General features: G+C 42.8%; 15 protein-coding genes. 4 read left to right on the top strand and 11 right to left on the bottom strand.

Annotation, left to right across the window (positions count from 1 at the left end; all coding sequences use genetic code 11):
- Nucleotides 1-66 precede the first annotated feature (66 nt).
- The 10 genes from uspE to ccoN all read right to left on the bottom strand — a co-directional run bounded on the left by uspE (nucleotide 67) and on the right by ccoN (nucleotide 8,906).
- Nucleotides 67-999, bottom strand: coding sequence for a universal stress protein UspE (gene uspE, locus K5609_RS10860; RefSeq protein WP_221077155.1), 933 nt, complete (start codon nucleotides 997-999; stop codon nucleotides 67-69).
- Nucleotides 1,000-1,135: 136 nt separating this feature from the next.
- On the bottom strand, nucleotides 1,136-1,879 hold the full coding sequence (gene fnr, locus K5609_RS10855; RefSeq protein ID WP_221077154.1) for a fumarate/nitrate reduction transcriptional regulator Fnr: 744 nt from the start codon (nucleotides 1,877-1,879) through the stop codon (nucleotides 1,136-1,138).
- Between the two features lie 68 nt (nucleotides 1,880-1,947).
- The gene (locus tag K5609_RS10850) at nucleotides 1,948-2,619 is read right to left on the bottom strand and encodes a sulfite exporter TauE/SafE family protein (RefSeq protein WP_221077153.1); all 672 of its coding nucleotides are present in this window, start codon (nucleotides 2,617-2,619) and stop codon (nucleotides 1,948-1,950) included.
- Nucleotides 2,597-2,770 carry a cbb3-type cytochrome oxidase assembly protein CcoS gene (gene ccoS / locus K5609_RS10845; protein ID WP_221077152.1) on the bottom strand — a complete coding sequence of 58 codons (174 nt, stop codon included), beginning with the start codon at nucleotides 2,768-2,770 and terminating at the stop codon, nucleotides 2,597-2,599. The genes K5609_RS10850 and ccoS overlap by 23 nt, the downstream gene beginning before the upstream one ends.
- Entirely contained in the window at nucleotides 2,767-5,154 is a 2,388-nt protein-coding gene (locus K5609_RS10840; protein ID WP_221077151.1) for a heavy metal translocating P-type ATPase, read from the bottom strand. The genes ccoS and K5609_RS10840 overlap by 4 nt, the downstream gene beginning before the upstream one ends.
- Entirely contained in the window at nucleotides 5,144-5,683 is a 540-nt protein-coding gene (locus K5609_RS10835; protein WP_221077150.1) for a FixH family protein, read from the bottom strand. The genes K5609_RS10840 and K5609_RS10835 overlap by 11 nt, the downstream gene beginning before the upstream one ends.
- A 27-nt stretch (nucleotides 5,684-5,710) precedes the next feature.
- Complete coding sequence (ccoP, locus tag K5609_RS10830; RefSeq protein ID WP_221077149.1) at nucleotides 5,711-6,679, bottom strand: cytochrome-c oxidase, cbb3-type subunit III; 969 nt, start codon at nucleotides 6,677-6,679, stop codon at nucleotides 5,711-5,713.
- The gene (locus K5609_RS10825; protein ID WP_163134473.1) at nucleotides 6,676-6,858 is read right to left on the bottom strand and encodes a cbb3-type cytochrome oxidase subunit 3; all 183 of its coding nucleotides are present in this window, start codon (nucleotides 6,856-6,858) and stop codon (nucleotides 6,676-6,678) included. Before K5609_RS10825 ends, ccoP begins: the two co-directional genes overlap by 4 nt.
- A gap of 10 nt (nucleotides 6,859-6,868) precedes the next feature.
- Entirely contained in the window at nucleotides 6,869-7,471 is a 603-nt protein-coding gene (ccoO, locus tag K5609_RS10820) for a cytochrome-c oxidase, cbb3-type subunit II (RefSeq protein ID WP_221077148.1), read from the bottom strand.
- Between the two features lies 1 nt (nucleotide 7,472).
- Nucleotides 7,473-8,906: a cytochrome-c oxidase, cbb3-type subunit I gene (gene ccoN / locus K5609_RS10815; protein ID WP_221077147.1), complete on the bottom strand. Its 1,434-nt coding sequence runs from the start codon at nucleotides 8,904-8,906 to the stop codon at nucleotides 7,473-7,475.
- A 480-nt stretch (nucleotides 8,907-9,386) separates the two neighbouring features.
- Here ccoN and K5609_RS10810 point away from each other — a divergent pair, with 480 nt between their 5' ends.
- From K5609_RS10810 to K5609_RS10800, 3 genes are read left to right on the top strand one after another with little or no spacing between them, the layout of a single operon-like run.
- On the top strand, nucleotides 9,387-10,421 hold the full coding sequence (locus K5609_RS10810) for an HD-GYP domain-containing protein (RefSeq protein WP_221077146.1): 1,035 nt from the start codon (nucleotides 9,387-9,389) through the stop codon (nucleotides 10,419-10,421).
- 29 nt (nucleotides 10,422-10,450) lie between these two features.
- Nucleotides 10,451-12,025, top strand: coding sequence for an ATP-binding response regulator (locus K5609_RS10805; RefSeq protein ID WP_221077145.1), 1,575 nt, complete (start codon nucleotides 10,451-10,453; stop codon nucleotides 12,023-12,025).
- Nucleotides 12,026-12,051: 26 nt separating this feature from the next.
- Nucleotides 12,052-12,603: a lipid-binding SYLF domain-containing protein gene (locus K5609_RS10800; RefSeq protein ID WP_221077144.1), complete on the top strand. Its 552-nt coding sequence runs from the start codon at nucleotides 12,052-12,054 to the stop codon at nucleotides 12,601-12,603.
- A gap of 294 nt (nucleotides 12,604-12,897) precedes the next feature.
- On the opposite strand, the gene K5609_RS10795 is transcribed toward K5609_RS10800, so the two are convergent.
- Nucleotides 12,898-13,254 (bottom strand): YibL family ribosome-associated protein, encoded by a 357-nt coding sequence (locus K5609_RS10795; RefSeq protein ID WP_221077143.1) that lies wholly within the window; start codon nucleotides 13,252-13,254, stop codon nucleotides 12,898-12,900.
- Between the two features lie 195 nt (nucleotides 13,255-13,449).
- Between K5609_RS10795 and K5609_RS10790 the strand changes: the two genes are divergently transcribed.
- Complete coding sequence (locus K5609_RS10790; protein WP_221077142.1) at nucleotides 13,450-14,739, top strand: tyrosine-type recombinase/integrase; 1,290 nt, start codon at nucleotides 13,450-13,452, stop codon at nucleotides 14,737-14,739.
- The last annotated feature ends 32 nt before the right edge of the window (nucleotides 14,740-14,771 follow it).

Below are 14,771 nucleotides of genomic sequence, written 5' to 3'. Positions count from 1 at the left end.
AAAAAAGCGGGGCTATTATATAACCCCGCTTTGCTTAAGCAATGTTTTACGTTAGTTAAGCACTATCTATTTTTGAAAAGGACTCACAAAGTTTTGCGGTTTAAGCGCCAATAAATCACAGTCTAATTGGTCAATAACATGTTCAGCTGTATTACCAATAAGTGCCGCACTAAAGCCGCTTCTGCCAGAGGTGCCTAATATAACGATTTCAGCATCTATATCGTTTGCCACCTCGGGGATAACGTCATCGGGTAAGCCTTCTTCTAGATGTGTAGTAACCGCTTGTTCAAATTGTTCTTCTACAAACTTATTGAGTGCGGTTTTGTGGAACTCCATGACGTTCTTGTTGTACTTAAGCGGGTCAAAATCTGGTAACTCTATGGCAATATTCACCGGAGCTGCTGGATAGGCAGTAACTACATGTAAATTAGCATCGAGTAACTTGCTTAGATCTTTTGCTTCATTTGCTATTCGTTCATTTAACTTGTGATGCTCTTCGTCTTCGGCACCAGCGTGTATCGCAGCAACGATCTTGCCTTCCGTTGGCCAATCATGCTCTTTTACCATCAATACTGGCGTAGGGCATTTGCGCAAAATGTGCCAATCGTTAGGTGTGAAAATAATAGACTGTAAAGTTGGGTGGGGGTGTGTCGCTTTCACCACTAGGTCGTGACCAAAGTCGAGTACTTCTTCAATGACACTTTCGTATAATCGATTATTCCAAACTACCTTAGTTTCTATTTCTATACCAGCGGTGTTTGTTGCAGCAATTACTTCATTTAACCAAACATTACGCTCCTCTATAACGCCTGAGCGCATTGCTTCACGTTCTTCGCCTGAGAGCATGGAGGTCATTTCGTAAGAAAAGTCATAAATAGTGAGTAGAGCTTTGATTTTTGCCTTGTCTTCTTTTTGTGCAAGAAACACTGCACGAGACAAAGCCGCCTGGGTGTCGTGAAGGGGGTCGATAACCACCAAAATATTACGATACTTAATCATAAAGCAGCTCCTAGAATCGTCTGGAATAGCTACTTAACTTTAGCTCATTTTGTAGGAAATAAATTAGAGATAGTTAACACTGACCTAGATTTTTTTACCATAGATTGATGTAAATCAGGTCAGTGTTATTAGATACTTAGCTTTGTTTGGTACCAGCTAGTTGGCGGAGAGCGTCTCGGTCTGTTATTGAGATATACTTGCCTTTTACTCCAATCATATCTGCTTTTTGGAAACGACCAAGTAAACGGGAGATGGTTTCTACAGTTAGCCCTAAATAGTTGCCGATATCACCACGCGTCATTGTTAAACGAAACTCTCTAGGCGAGAAGCCTCGTTCAGAAAATCGTTGCGATAAACCGTTAAAGGCAGCTAAGCGTTCTTCAGCATTTTTCTTGCTTAGTAACAAAATCATCTCTTGGTCTGCAACAATTTCGTTACTCATTAAGCGCATCATTTGACGGCGTAATTTTGGCATGGTGGCAGACAATTCATCCATGGTATCAAACGGAATTTCACATACCATCGATGTCTCTAGCGCTTGCGCAAAACTAGGGTGTTCTTGGTTATTAATGGCATCGAAACCAACTAAATCTCCAGCTAAATGAAAACCGGTAATTTGTTCATCACCTTGCTCGGTAATGGTATAGGACTTAATTGTGCCAGAGCGGATGGCGTATAAGCTTTTTAACTTATCACCAGCAGCAAATATTTCTTCACCTTTCTGTATAGGCTTTTTACGCTCAATAATACTATCTAAGCGATCTAGCTCTGTCTCGTTAAGAGAGAAAGGGATACATAACTGGGCGATACTGCAATCTTGGCAGTGGATTTCACATCCACCAGTTTGGATTCTTTGACTAGCTTTTGGGTTAATGCTCATACTCAAACTATGCTATAGGAGTTCGAGGCAATTCTACTCTTTATGTAATAAGTTTTCTAGATCTATTGCTACAACAATGTAACAACTTGGTAGATCCCCAGACATAAAACACTCAATCCTGAAAACACTTGTAATATTCGATTTGTCATTAGTTTAGTCAATTGTTGGCCCAGTAATACAGCCAGCAACATCACACTAAATGTACCTAAACCAAAACTAAACATCACGCCTGCTCCGTTTAGCCAATGTGCTTGGCTAGCACTTAATACCAGAGTTGAATATACCAAACCACAAGGTAGCCAACCCCATAACATGCCTAAAGGTAGGCTGGCTACTGGATGTTGTAGTGCTAACATCTTACTTGCCCTAGGTTGTACCTTTGACCATAAACCTTTTCCAAGTTGTTCTAGGGGAGTAAGAATGGACCACCAACGAGTAAGGTGGATGCCCAGTAAGATGAGCATTATTGCAGCAAACCATTGCAAACCAACCAACATATAAACCGAGCGATGAACTTGGCTAATGGCTTGAATAGAGCCGGCAACAATAGCACCGGCAATCGAGTAGCTTAGGATGCGGCCTAGGTTAAAACCGATACTTACTAAAAACTTATTGGAGGAATTGTTTGCGCGAGACCCTAAGATGCAAGCGATGCCGCCACACATTGCTATGCAGTGCGTGGCGCCTAATAAACCAGTGATAAATGCAGCAGCAAAATCAGCTTGGGCGATCATCGTCATGTTTGCTCTTATTTTTATCGTCAAACAGTATGTTGATACCTTGGCGGTCTAAGTCTTCGAATTGTTCGCTTTTAACAGCCCAGAAAAAAATACCAATTCCTACACATACAAAGATGAGGGCGATGGGGATCAAGACAAATATAATACTCATTGCTTGTTTAACCTTAAGGAATTAGTGAGTACCGCCAGGGATGATAACGACATGCCAATAGCGGCCATATAGGGTGTAACTATACCTGCTACTGCCAAGGGCAATATCAGGGCATTATACCCCAAGGCCCACGCGAGGTTTTGCGCAATAATCTTTTTTGTCTTTTTAGCAAGGTCCATTGCAGTAAGTAAGGTAGTAAGTTTGCTGCCGAGCAACACCGCGTCTGCACTAGATTTTGCGATGTCGGTGCCTAAACCCATAGCAACCGACAGCGGTGCAGCAGCCAAAACTGGGCCGTCGTTTACTCCATCGCCAAGCATTAACAGGTGAGGGGACTTTTGCGTTTTAGTTCTAACCACTTCAAGTTTTTGCTGAGGTAAAGCGCCGCTGGAGATGTCGGTGATATGTAACTGTTTTGCAACATATTCCACTTGTGCAGAGTCATCTCCAGTTAACATTGAAAGCGAGATGTCTCGAGTTTTTAAACCTTGAGAAAACCTAACAGCGTCTTTTTTGATGGTATCTGAAAGATAAACTCTGGCAGCTAACTTATCATCGACCATTAATACTAGTTCGAGCATTCCAGCTTTTGGTTCGGCTGGTTGACCACAAAAGGACGCTTTACCTAGTTTGAGCTGTAAGCCTTTTACCTCTCCACTTAAACCTAAGCCAGTATGGTGTTCTATATTTTTTGCCGTGTAGCTCTGGTATTCGCTAAAGGCATTGGCAATTGGATGGGAGCTTTGTGCTTCTAAAGCACCAATCAAGTTAAGCGTTGTCGTCTCATCAACATCATCACGGGTATTAACGTGTTTAATTTGTAGCTTGCCCTCGGTAAGTGTTCCTGTTTTATCAGATACCACTGACGTGACTTTAGCCAGGCTTTCTAATACGTGCCCACGTTTAACCAATAAGCCTGTTTTAGACAATTTATGGGTGGCCGCTGTCAATGCAGCAGGTGTTGCTAACGATAAGGCGCAGGGGCAAGTAGCAACTAAAACAGCAAGGGTAATCCAAAAGGCATCTTCTGGTGAATGAAAATGCCAGTAGGTGTAGGTGAGCGCGGCGATCACCAGCAAACCAAAAACAAAATAGCGGGCTACGCTATCGGCTATTGTTGCTATCTTAGGTTTTTCGCTTTGCGCCTGCTCTTGTAAACGCATGATATTAGCGATAAAGGTATTTTGCGATACCGCTTCTACTTCTAAATGAACAGTTTGTTCATGGTTAATCGTACCGGCAAATACCTTGTCACCGTGCTTTTTAGTAATAGGTAGTGATTCGCCAGTAAGTGAAGACTCATCAAATTCACTTTCTCCAAACACCACTTGTCCATCGGCTGGCACCACCTCGCCAGGCAAAATGACGATGATGTCTGAATGTTTAAGCTGGCTCGCTGCAACCTTTTGTTGTTGACCGGACTCATCAATCCGCATAGCCAACTTAGGCACTAACTTAAGCATATTAGAGCTGGTTTCACTGGCCTTGCGTCTAGCACGCAACTCGAGCAAACGGCCAAGCAATAACAAAAATGTGAACATAGAAACCGATTCAAAATAGACTTCACCAGTGCCGTTTACCGTGGCATACAGTGACGCACTATAAGCGCCTAATAATGCAATGGACACTGGTACATCCATATTGAGAGTTTTCGCTTTGAGGCTTCGGTAAGCACCAAAATAAAAAGGCTGAGCCGAGAATAGCAACACTGGGGTTGCCATGATTAAGCTCACCCAGCGAAAGTAATCTCGATAGATAAGCTCCATGTCATCAAACAGATCACCATATAGCGCAATGGCAAACATCATTACTTGCATGGTGGCTAGTCCGGCTACACCAAGTTTTAGCAAATGGCTACGGTATAACTTGCGATCTATTTCTTCTTGCTTATCAGTTTGAAAGGGAGTGGCGTTATAACCAAGTTTTTGCACACTTTGCAGTAGCTGGCTTAACTTAACGTGCTGGTCATCCCACACAAGCGTCGCACGTTGGGTGGTCGAGTTCACATGAATTTTCTGAACACCGGGAATATGCAATAATTGCTTTTCGATTAACCAAGCGCAAGCAGCACAGGCAATGCCTTCGATTGAGAGTAAAACCTCTTTGCTGTTTTCGTTTTGTGCAACAAACTCTAGCTGAACGCTTTCGTCATCATATTCCAACATTTTAACTAAGGCGTCTGGGACTAAGCCTTGAGCACTTGGTGCCGCAGCTGTCCTATGTTGGTAATAGTCTTCTAAACCACTTTCAATAATTGTTTGCGCAACGGCAGCACAACCTTGGCAGCACATTGCTTGAGAGCTACCGAGAATTGAAACATGTAGATTTACACCTTTGGGAATAACTTCGTTACAGTGAAAACACAGGCCTTGATTACTTGCCATCTATTTCTTCTGCGTTGTAAAGCGGGAGTTGTAATTCTTCCTGTAATCTCCAGGAATCATCCATTGGACTAACACGAATAAACCAGCGGCCAGAGTCATTTAAGTCATCGCCAAAGCGGTAGCGACCGTTACCATCAGCAGTAACGACATAACTGCGGTCATTTTTTGCGAGAGTTTTATGCGCTAATTCAATTTTGAGTGGTTGGTTTTTTAAGGATTCAGGCAAGGACATATCCAATACCAAACCGTTGGTGGCTGGTGAAACAGATGCTTTGATCCCCAATTGAGCCGCTTTTTCAATTAACGACAAGTCAGCGTTAATTGCTTTACCTTTTTTGTAGTAAGACTCAACCACCATGTCGTTGTTAGTTGTAGCAGCAATATAAAAAGTAGTTAGGCTAGCAACTACAGCAGCCGTAGGCAGCGCAATTAAAAACCACGGCCAAAATTGTTTATACCAAGCTTGTTGCATAACAGCATACTTCCATTCACAAGGGGGGCTTAAATATAACAAAAAAAAGCGACGCATAGGCGTCGCTTTTTATAAATTTTAAGTCTATTCGCTCTTAGAAAGCTGATAAACGTAGGCAGAAATAAGCTGGATCTTATCTTCTCCTAGAATATCCTTCCAAGCTGGCATTACACCGTTACGACCGTAGCGTAGGGTTTCTTCAACAGCACGACGTGAACCACCGTATAACCAAATACCATTGGTCAAATTAGGTGCGCCAAGCGTTTGATTACCGGTACCATCAGCGCCGTGACAAGCTGCACATACTGCGAAACGGCCTTTACCATTTGCTGCATCTACATCGTTAACCTTACGGCCAGATAAGCTTAGAACATAGGCGGTAACTTCTTTAATACCATCATCACCTAGTACTGCTTCCCAACCAGGCATTTGACCTTGACGACCATGCATAAGGCTAGCTTTAATCGCTTCGCCGCTTCCGCCATATAACCAATCGCCGTCGGTTAAGTTAGGGAAACCCTTGCCACCACGAGCTGAAGAACCATGACATTGCGAACAGTTTTGTAGATACAAGCGTTGGCCAATTTTAACCGCTGCTGGATCTTCAGAAAGTTCTTCTACGCTTCGGTATTCGCCTGATTCGTTGTACGCAACTTGGCGGAAAACTTCGCCAAATCGTGCATCAGCTTTTTCTAGCTCGCCTTGATATTGGTTAGCGACATTGCCGTCGTAAGCGGCAACGCGCTCTTGACCTTCTGCAATGCTCTTAATGCCCATTTCTGAGCTCTTCCAACCAAGAAAACCTTGCCAGTTCCCTAAGCCAGGATAGGCAGCTAAATAAACCAACGAGAAAACAATGGTGATAATAAACATATAAGACCACCACTTAGGAAGAGGGTTGTTTAACTCCTCAATCCCATCAAACTCGTGGCCCATTGATTCACCTTCTTTTACGCCGGTGTTGTTTTTATTACATGCCCTTAGCAGCAAGAAACATCCTGCGATGCTGCCTAAGGTTATTACAGTAATCCACACGCTCCAAAATGTGCTCATTTTTTCTGTGCTCCTTCAAATTCCTTTGTCGGGCTAGTTTTAGGCTCGTCGGCAAAAACCAAGTTGGCAGCTTCAGTAAAATCCTTTTTGCGTTTCTTGCTGTAGGCCCAGGCAAAAATGCCAATAAATATCGCCATTAAGAATGCAGTATATAGGCCGCTAAATGTACCAAAGTCCATAACTAACTCCTTATTTTAATGCTGTACCCAACACTTGTAAGTAAGCTATCAAAGCTTCCATTTCGGTTTTGCCTTTAACGGCTTCTGCTGCGCCTTCGACGTCAGCGTCGGTATAAGGCACACCAAAATGGTTTTTAAATAGCGCTAGTTTCTTACCAGTTAACGAGCCATCTACTAGGTTTTCCTCTAACCAAGGAAAACCAGGCATGTTTGACTCAGGTACTACATCGCGTGGATTAATAAGGTGTACGCGGTGCCACTCATCAGAATAACGTTGACCAACACGTGCCAGATCAGGTCCAGTTCGCTTAGAACCCCACAAAAATGGGTGTTCCCATACGCTTTCACCCGCTACAGAGTAGTGGCCATAACGTTCAGTTTCAGCACGGAAAGGACGAATCATTTGGCTATGACAGTTACTACAGCCTTCGCGGATATAAATATCGCGACCTTCCATTTCCAAAGCAGTGTAAGGCACTAGGCCGTCTACTGGTTCAGTGGTTTCAGGTTGGAAAATTAGCGGGGTGATTTGCACCAAACCACCAAAACTAATCGCGATAACAATGAATATGGCCAGTAAACCAACATTCTTTTCGATTAACTCGTGTTTCATGTTATGCCTCCTGTCCGTGTTCAATCGCTTCTAAAGAGCCTTTCTCAGCGGTAATTGTTTTATAAGCGTTGTAAGCCATAACAAACATCCCGGTTAAGAAGAACACACCACCGATAAAGCGAACAAAGTAGAATGGGTAAGAAGCCTGCAACGACTCAACAAATGAATATGTTAAGGTGCCATCTTCGTTTACCGCACGCCACATCAAACCTTGCATAACACCGGAGATCCACATTGCTACTATGTAAAGGACTACACCAATAGTGGCTAGCCAGAAGTGGGTGTTAATTAATTTAGTGCTGTACATACGGCCTTGGCCGAACAACACAGGGATTAAGTGATAAACACTACCAATAGATACCATGGCTACCCAACCTAAAGCACCAGAGTGAACGTGACCAACAGTCCAATCGGTGTAGTGAGATAAGGCGTTAACCGTTTTAATTGCCATCATTGGGCCTTCGAAGGTAGACATACCGTAGAAAGACAATGAAACAATTAGGAAACGTAGAATTGGGTCGTAACGAAGTTTATGCCAAGCACCAGACAAGGTCATAATACCGTTAATCATACCGCCCCAAGAAGGAGCAAATAAGATAAGAGACATCACCATACCTAAAGACTGTGCCCAATCAGGCAACGCAGTGTAGTGTAGGTGGTGAGGACCAGCCCAAATGTAAATTGATACTAGCGCCCAGAAGTGAACGATAGATAAACGGTAACTATAAACCGGGCGACCAGCTTGTTTTGGTACGAAGTAGTACATCATACCCAAGAAGCCAGCAGTAAGCAGGAAGCCAACCGCGTTATGGCCGTACCACCACTGCACCATTGCATCAACGGCGCCAGCATAAATAGAGTACGACTTAGTCATAGTTAGCGGAATGGCAGCATTGTTTACAATGTGCAATACAGCAACGGTGATAATAAAGGCACCAAAGAACCAGTTAGCAACATAGATGTGCGAAGTTTTTCTTTTGACCAAGGTGCCAAAGAAGACTATTCCATAAGCCACCCATACAATCGCGATTGCTATGCCAATTGGCCATTCGAGTTCCGCATACTCTTTAGAAGTAGTGAAACCCATAGGCAGTGTTATCGCAGCCGATACGATAATCAAATTCCAACCCCAGAATACGAAGGAGGCGAGTGGGCCACCAAACAATCGGGTTTGACAAGTACGCTGTACCACGTAAAAAGAACAAGCCATTAATGCACTGGTACCAAATGCAAAAATAACGGCGTTTGTGTGAAGGGGACGTAACCGGCTATAAGTTAGCCAAGGAGTATCGAAGTTAAGGGCAGGCCAAATTAATTGCGCCGCAATTAATACACCAACACCCATGCCTACTATACCCCAAACAATGGTCATTACAGTGAACTGGCGAACAACCGTGTAGTTGTAATCAGTCTCTGTGCTAGCTGCTTGGTTCATAAATACATGCTTCCGTTGCTATTTATTATTTGTTTAAGCGAGTTTGATGCTATGGCATCAACAACATGAAACGAATTGTTAAACTACATTCACGTTTAGCACGAATAGAGCCTATAACCAGTAGCTTAACGGCGCGATCATACTTCATCGACTAAGCAAATAACAGTTTGAAAAACTAGTTATTTGCATATCTTCGCTAAATATTTAACAAATCTTTTCCAATCAACAAACCGCATTGATCTAGATCAATTATGAACCAATAATTTACATTCGCGTAACCAAAAATCGGCTTTACGTAACATTGGCTTTTTGTAAAGCGCTTTAGCTCTGTGGTAGCGCCAATTAGACTTAGGTCTAAACATTCGTGTTAATCTAATGAAACGCATATTATTTAAGCGTCATTGTTATTAAATTGTTGATTTTAAGCCTATAGTTACTACTAACTATTTTTATCGATGGATTGGTAAGCAAGGATATTTTATGGAAAACAGGGCCACTGTTCTCATTGTGGACGATACCCCAGAGAACATCGACGTATTGGCAGGCATTCTGCGAAATGATTACAAGCTGCAAGTGGCACGCAATGGTGATATGGCATTAAAGATTGTTGCTAAAGCCAATAAACCCGACCTAATACTGCTAGATATTATGATGCCAGGCATAGATGGCTTCGAGGTTTGCCGACGCCTAAAAGAAGACTTAAGCACTCGCCATATTCCGGTTATTTTTGTTACTGCAAAAATAAGCCCAGCCGACGAATTAAGAGGTCTAGAGCTTGGCGCTGTTGACTACATAACTAAGCCGGTAAGCCCTCCAGTAGTAAAAGTGAGGGTGAAAACCCAACTCGCTTTGTACAATCAAAATCGCGAGTTAGACCGCAAGGTAAAAGAACAAACCGACGTAATTAACACCACCCGTTTACAAATCATTCAACGCTTAGGTCGAGCCGCCGAGTACAAAGACAACGAAACCGGCATGCACGTTATTCGCATGAGTTATTACTCGCGCATTCTTGGTTTAGCTGCAGGAATGAGCGAAGCAGACGCCGACATTTTGATGAATGCTGCGCCCATGCATGATATCGGCAAAATCGGTATTCCTGACCGAGTACTTCAAAAACCCGGTAAATTAGATGCCGAAGAATGGGACATCATGCAAAGTCATGCAGTAATCGGTGGTGAAATCCTTGGCGAAGGAGATAGCTCAGAATTACTCGAGCTTGCTAGAACAGTCGCATTAACCCACCACGAGAAATGGAACGGCAAAGGATACCCTAATGGGCTTTCCGGAGAAGATATTCCCATCGAGGGGCGCATTGTTGCCATTGCCGATGTATTTGATGCACTCACTTGCGAACGTCCATACAAAAAAGCGTGGCCAGTAGAAAAAGCCATCGAGCTGTTAGAAAGTGAAGCGGGTAGCCATTTCGACCCGAGATTAGTGCCATTGTTTATAGAAGCACTTCCCGAAATACTAGAAGTAAAAGAACGATTTAAAGAGTCACTAGAAGAATAAATGGCCTGGCGGGAAGGATACGCGTTTACATGCAATTAAAAAAACTCACAGTGCTAATCGTAGACGATATGGCACCAATAAGAAAAATCACCTATGAGCAATTACGTCGCTTTGGCATCGGCCAAGTAATACAGGCAGAAAACGGAGCGCAAGCGCTAAATGTATTAAAAAAGCGCCATGTAGACCTAATACTGTCTGATTGGAATATGCCGGTCATGAGCGGCATCGAGTTTCTTAAAACAGTTAGACAATCAGAAACATGGCGGCATATTCCGTTTATTATGATTACCGCAGAAGCAGAGCGAGACAGAGTTTCTGAAGCCATTAGCCAAGGTGTCACCGACCTTATTATCAAGCCTTTCACCACCGCTTTGTTGCAATCTAGATTGCAGCAAGCAGCAAAAGGTGATGTGAGAAACCGTCAATCCTTAGCCAGCAATGACGAACCTGAGTTAGAAGAGCTTCCTGTACCGGAACCGGTAGTAGCAACATCTTTAGCTGCGTCAAAACAAAACACAGTATTAGTTGTTGACGATACACCAGAAAATCTCACCTTATTAGGTGGCTTATTACGTGATGATTACCGGGTACTGCTCACTAAAACCGGCAAAAAGGCGTTAGAGATCTGTTGCTCTGAAACGCCACCAGATCTTGTATTACTTGATGTAATGATGCCAGAAATGGATGGCTATGAAGTGTTAGAAAAGCTCCGCCAACATCCTAACTCTCAACACATTCCGGTTATTTTTGTTACCGCCTTAACCGAGATTGGTGACCAAACTAAAGGCTTAGAAGGTGGAGCCATAGACTACATCACAAAACCTATACAACCCGAATTGCTTAAACTTAGAGTACGCAATCATCTGCGATCAGTCGATCTACATAAACACCTACAAAGTGATTTAGATAATCTAATCGAAAAAGAGAAGCTAAAAAACAGTGTGGATCAGTTGTTAAGGCACGATTTAAAGGGGCCAATTGCCGGTATCGTTGCCTTAGCTGAACAAATAAAAACCGATCGTCAGGCAACTGCTAGTATTAACGAAAGCTCAGTGATGATAGACGAACTGTCTATGCAATTACTCAACATGATTAACCTATCAACCGAGTTATATAAAATCGAACAAGGCCGCTTTGAACTTAAGGCTAAGCCATTTTCTGTGCACTTAATGCTTAAGAAAATGTTAACCGTAGTAAGGAAAACCTTTAGCACCAAGCAACTATTAATGTACTTAGAACCTGAAGAAGAAGATCCAGGTAACGAAGTATTAGCCTTGGGTGACCAGTCCTTAAGTTATTCGCTGTTTTTTAATCTGCTTAAAAACGCCTGTGAAGCAGCGCCTAGCCGCAGTCGAGTTTCGGTATCAATTAACGTAGTAGATCAAAAGGTCCAGGTAACTACTGAGAATGTTGGCGCAGTGCCCGAAGCCATTAGAGAAAACTTTTGGGAAAAGTATGTTACGTCTGGAAAAGATACCGGCACTGGCTTAGGCACTTATTCAGTTAGCCTACTTAGCGATGCGCAAAATGGCGAAGTAAGTATGCGTACCAGCGATAAAGACAATACCACTACAATTACTGTGGCACTGCCACTCTCAAATTAGTTTAAATCGGATAACGAGGAACTACGATGAAAAACCTACTCACAGCTTTAAGTATCACCTTATTGTTTATTAGTAGCTTTAGCTTTGCAGGTGTAGAGGAAGACCGGGCTGAATACAATAAATCAGCGAACGAGACCATCGCTAAATTTAAACAAGAAAAGCCCGATATATCGGGCAAAATGTCCAGTGGTGTTGGCTATGCAGTATTCAGCAATGTGGGGGTTAATTTGTTTGTTATTTCAGCTGGCGGCGGAACCGGCATAGCAGTCGATAACGCCTCGGGTAAGAGAACCTATATGAAAATGGGCGAAGCCGGAGTAGGTTTTGGTTTAGGTGTAAAAGATTTTCGTGCATTAATGATTTTCAAAACTCGGGAAGCCTTCGACAAGTTTGTAGAGAGTGGCTGGTTATTTGGCGCCCAAGCGGATGCAGCCGCAACCGCAGGTGATAAAGGGGGGTCTGCCGAAGTAGAAGGCGCTATTGGTGATGTAGAAATTTATCAGTTAACTGAAGCCGGGCTGTCTTTAGAAGCCACCATTAAAGGCACTAAGTTTTGGCAAGATGGTGATTTAAACTAGAAATTACAACCACAATTTAATAGCCAGCGCTAAGCTGGCTTTTTTATTAGTGGCTTAGCATGATGCAGCTTGTAACAATTAGTTTAGTTGTAGCTTCATTGCCTATGCTTTGGCGTTCAAAGAGGTTCCAACTAACGCAACTAGGCTCATTCAACAATGGTACAAACAAGGTGAAGAGTAGGCGGGTTTGACTACGACAACGACGGCAAGTTCGTTGGTCACATTCCGGCAAACTTTGTGGCTCAGTATTAGCATAAAAAGGAGTAGGGCAAAGCGAGCACTTTGCCCAAACAATTAAAACTCTTTTGGTGCAAATCCGGTAACTTCTTTAATGCCCATTTCACGGCCTAAGGCTGTCATTGGGTGTACTACCACCAAACCTTTAACCGACTTCTTTAACTTACCCATATCTGCTTGTTCTTGTTTAGTCAGCACGCGGTTAAAGGGAAGGGACTTAACATCACCGCCTTGTTGGCTGATTTTTTTGGTTTGCTGAGCTTTTACACTTTTTAGCTTTTTTGTTAGTGCGGTAATAGTAGTATTGAACTGATTAATCATCACTGTGTCACCACGTTCGTGGGCGGCATCTAACTTACGTTTTGCCGTATCTAATTTGTTGTGAATTGATTGAAGTTCATTTTTTAAATTCATTGTAAATCCTAAGGCTCACATCGAGCATTCATCATTCAGGGCCTGTTAGCCAATCGCTTATTATAGCAGTAAGTTTGGCTTAGGTTTTACATTTATAGAGTAAACAATTTAATCCTTTATTGCCGATAATGCTATTTATCGGCAATTGCTTTTTGGGTTATAATATCAATATTATTCAGTAGCTTAACTTCACCCATGCTAATACTACCGCCAGCCATTCCACTGTTTGATTCCCTGCAATATCTTGAAGACGGCAATGCAATCGTTAACCAACATCTAGCAGAAATCACCTTAAGTGCGGTTAGCGATGCAGGGTTTGTTTATGAATACGCAGTAGATTGGTTGCTAGAGCAGCGTCATAGCGAGAACAATTATAAAACCTATCGAAGCGAACTCACCAGCTTTTTACATTGGACTTATACCGTTGAGCAAATTTCCTTATCTTTGGTAACGCGACGGGTACTAAGTAAATATTTGGATTACTGCTGCAAGCCACCGCTAGAGCTAATCGCTTATCGTAATGTTGCCCAATTTGTTGTCGACAAACAGTTAAAAGAACGTGTGCCAAATCCACAATGGCGGCCGTTTTTAGGCAAAAAAATAGACGGTATAGAACAGCCTTACCAAATTAGCGACAAAGCACTAAAGACCAAGTTAGCCGTTTTATCTTCGTTTTATGCCTACTTAATTAACGAAGAATATACCGAGCGTAACCCAGCCATGGCCTTAATGAAAAATGGTCGATTTAAAGCTAGCAGCCAGCACACCATTAGTGGCGAAGACCTAGAAGACATCAAATCCTTTAGTGACTTACAGTGGTCTTACGTTATGAGCGCAGCTAATCAATTAGCTAAACAAACGCCAGAGGATAACGAGCGCATTTTGTTTTTAGTTAGCCTTATGTACAGCTGCTATTTGCGAATATCCGAAGTAGCCGCAAGGCCTGGTTTTTCTCCGATAATGGGACAATTTAAACGTGATACTAAAACCTCTGTATGGGGCTTTTATATACCGCGCAGCAAAGGCGGTAAAAAACGAACTGTTGCAGTGTCTAAACAATTGCTAGAAGCCTTGCAGCGTTATCGACGCTTTTTACAACTAATGCCTTTGCCAACACCCAATGAGAAAACGCCATTGTTTGTAAGGCACCGAGCAGCTGGCCGAGGTAGAGACTCCGGACTACTTAATGCCAATCTTGGTATTCGCCAATTAAGAGAGCAAATCTACATTCTCATTGAACAAGCCGCTAAGCTTGCCGAGGCAGACGGTTTTAAACAAGACGCCAATGAAATTCGCCAATTAACACCACACAGCATTAGACACACCGGAATTTCTCACGACATAAACTTAGTGGGTCGACCGTTATCACATGTGCAAGCCGACGCTGGCCACGATAGTATCGACACCACATCCCAGTATTTGCATACATCACGCGTAGAACGCCATCAGTCTGCTGAACATAAGCCTTTGGATCACTTAAAGTAATTGCAATTCTTACGCGGCATTACAGGCAAACT

The sequence above is a fragment of the Agarivorans aestuarii genome, assembly GCF_019670125.1.
GTDB lineage: Bacteria > Pseudomonadota > Gammaproteobacteria > Enterobacterales > Celerinatantimonadaceae > Agarivorans > Agarivorans aestuarii.
The sequence above is the reverse complement of the archived record's forward strand: the minus strand, read 5'-3'. Positions and strand labels throughout refer to the sequence as shown.

Excerpts from the sequence above, each read along its gene's own strand:
- uspE (WP_221077155.1), bottom strand. The coding sequence starts at position 999 with ATGATTAAGTATCGTAATATTTTGGTGGTTATCGACCCCCTTCACGAC.
- fnr (WP_221077154.1), bottom strand. The coding sequence starts at position 1,879 with ATGAGCATTAACCCAAAAGCTAGTCAAAGAATCCAAACTGGTGGATGT.
- K5609_RS10850 (WP_221077153.1), bottom strand. The coding sequence starts at position 2,619 with ATGACGATGATCGCCCAAGCTGATTTTGCTGCTGCATTTATCACTGGT.
- ccoS (WP_221077152.1), bottom strand. The coding sequence starts at position 2,770 with ATGAGTATTATATTTGTCTTGATCCCCATCGCCCTCATCTTTGTATGT.
- K5609_RS10840 (WP_221077151.1), bottom strand. The coding sequence starts at position 5,154 with ATGGCAAGTAATCAAGGCCTGTGTTTTCACTGTAACGAAGTTATTCCC.
- K5609_RS10835 (WP_221077150.1), bottom strand. The coding sequence starts at position 5,683 with ATGCGTCGCTTTTTTTTGTTATATTTAAGCCCCCCTTGTGAATGGAAG.
- ccoP (WP_221077149.1), bottom strand. The coding sequence starts at position 6,679 with ATGAGCACATTTTGGAGCGTGTGGATTACTGTAATAACCTTAGGCAGC.
- K5609_RS10825 (WP_163134473.1), bottom strand. The coding sequence starts at position 6,858 with ATGGACTTTGGTACATTTAGCGGCCTATATACTGCATTCTTAATGGCG.
- ccoO (WP_221077148.1), bottom strand. The coding sequence starts at position 7,471 with ATGAAACACGAGTTAATCGAAAAGAATGTTGGTTTACTGGCCATATTC.
- ccoN (WP_221077147.1), bottom strand. The coding sequence starts at position 8,906 with ATGAACCAAGCAGCTAGCACAGAGACTGATTACAACTACACGGTTGTT.
- K5609_RS10810 (WP_221077146.1), top strand. The coding sequence starts at position 9,387 with ATGGAAAACAGGGCCACTGTTCTCATTGTGGACGATACCCCAGAGAAC.
- K5609_RS10805 (WP_221077145.1), top strand. The coding sequence starts at position 10,451 with ATGCAATTAAAAAAACTCACAGTGCTAATCGTAGACGATATGGCACCA.
- K5609_RS10800 (WP_221077144.1), top strand. The coding sequence starts at position 12,052 with ATGAAAAACCTACTCACAGCTTTAAGTATCACCTTATTGTTTATTAGT.
- K5609_RS10795 (WP_221077143.1), bottom strand. The coding sequence starts at position 13,254 with ATGAATTTAAAAAATGAACTTCAATCAATTCACAACAAATTAGATACG.
- K5609_RS10790 (WP_221077142.1), top strand. The coding sequence starts at position 13,450 with ATGCTAATACTACCGCCAGCCATTCCACTGTTTGATTCCCTGCAATAT.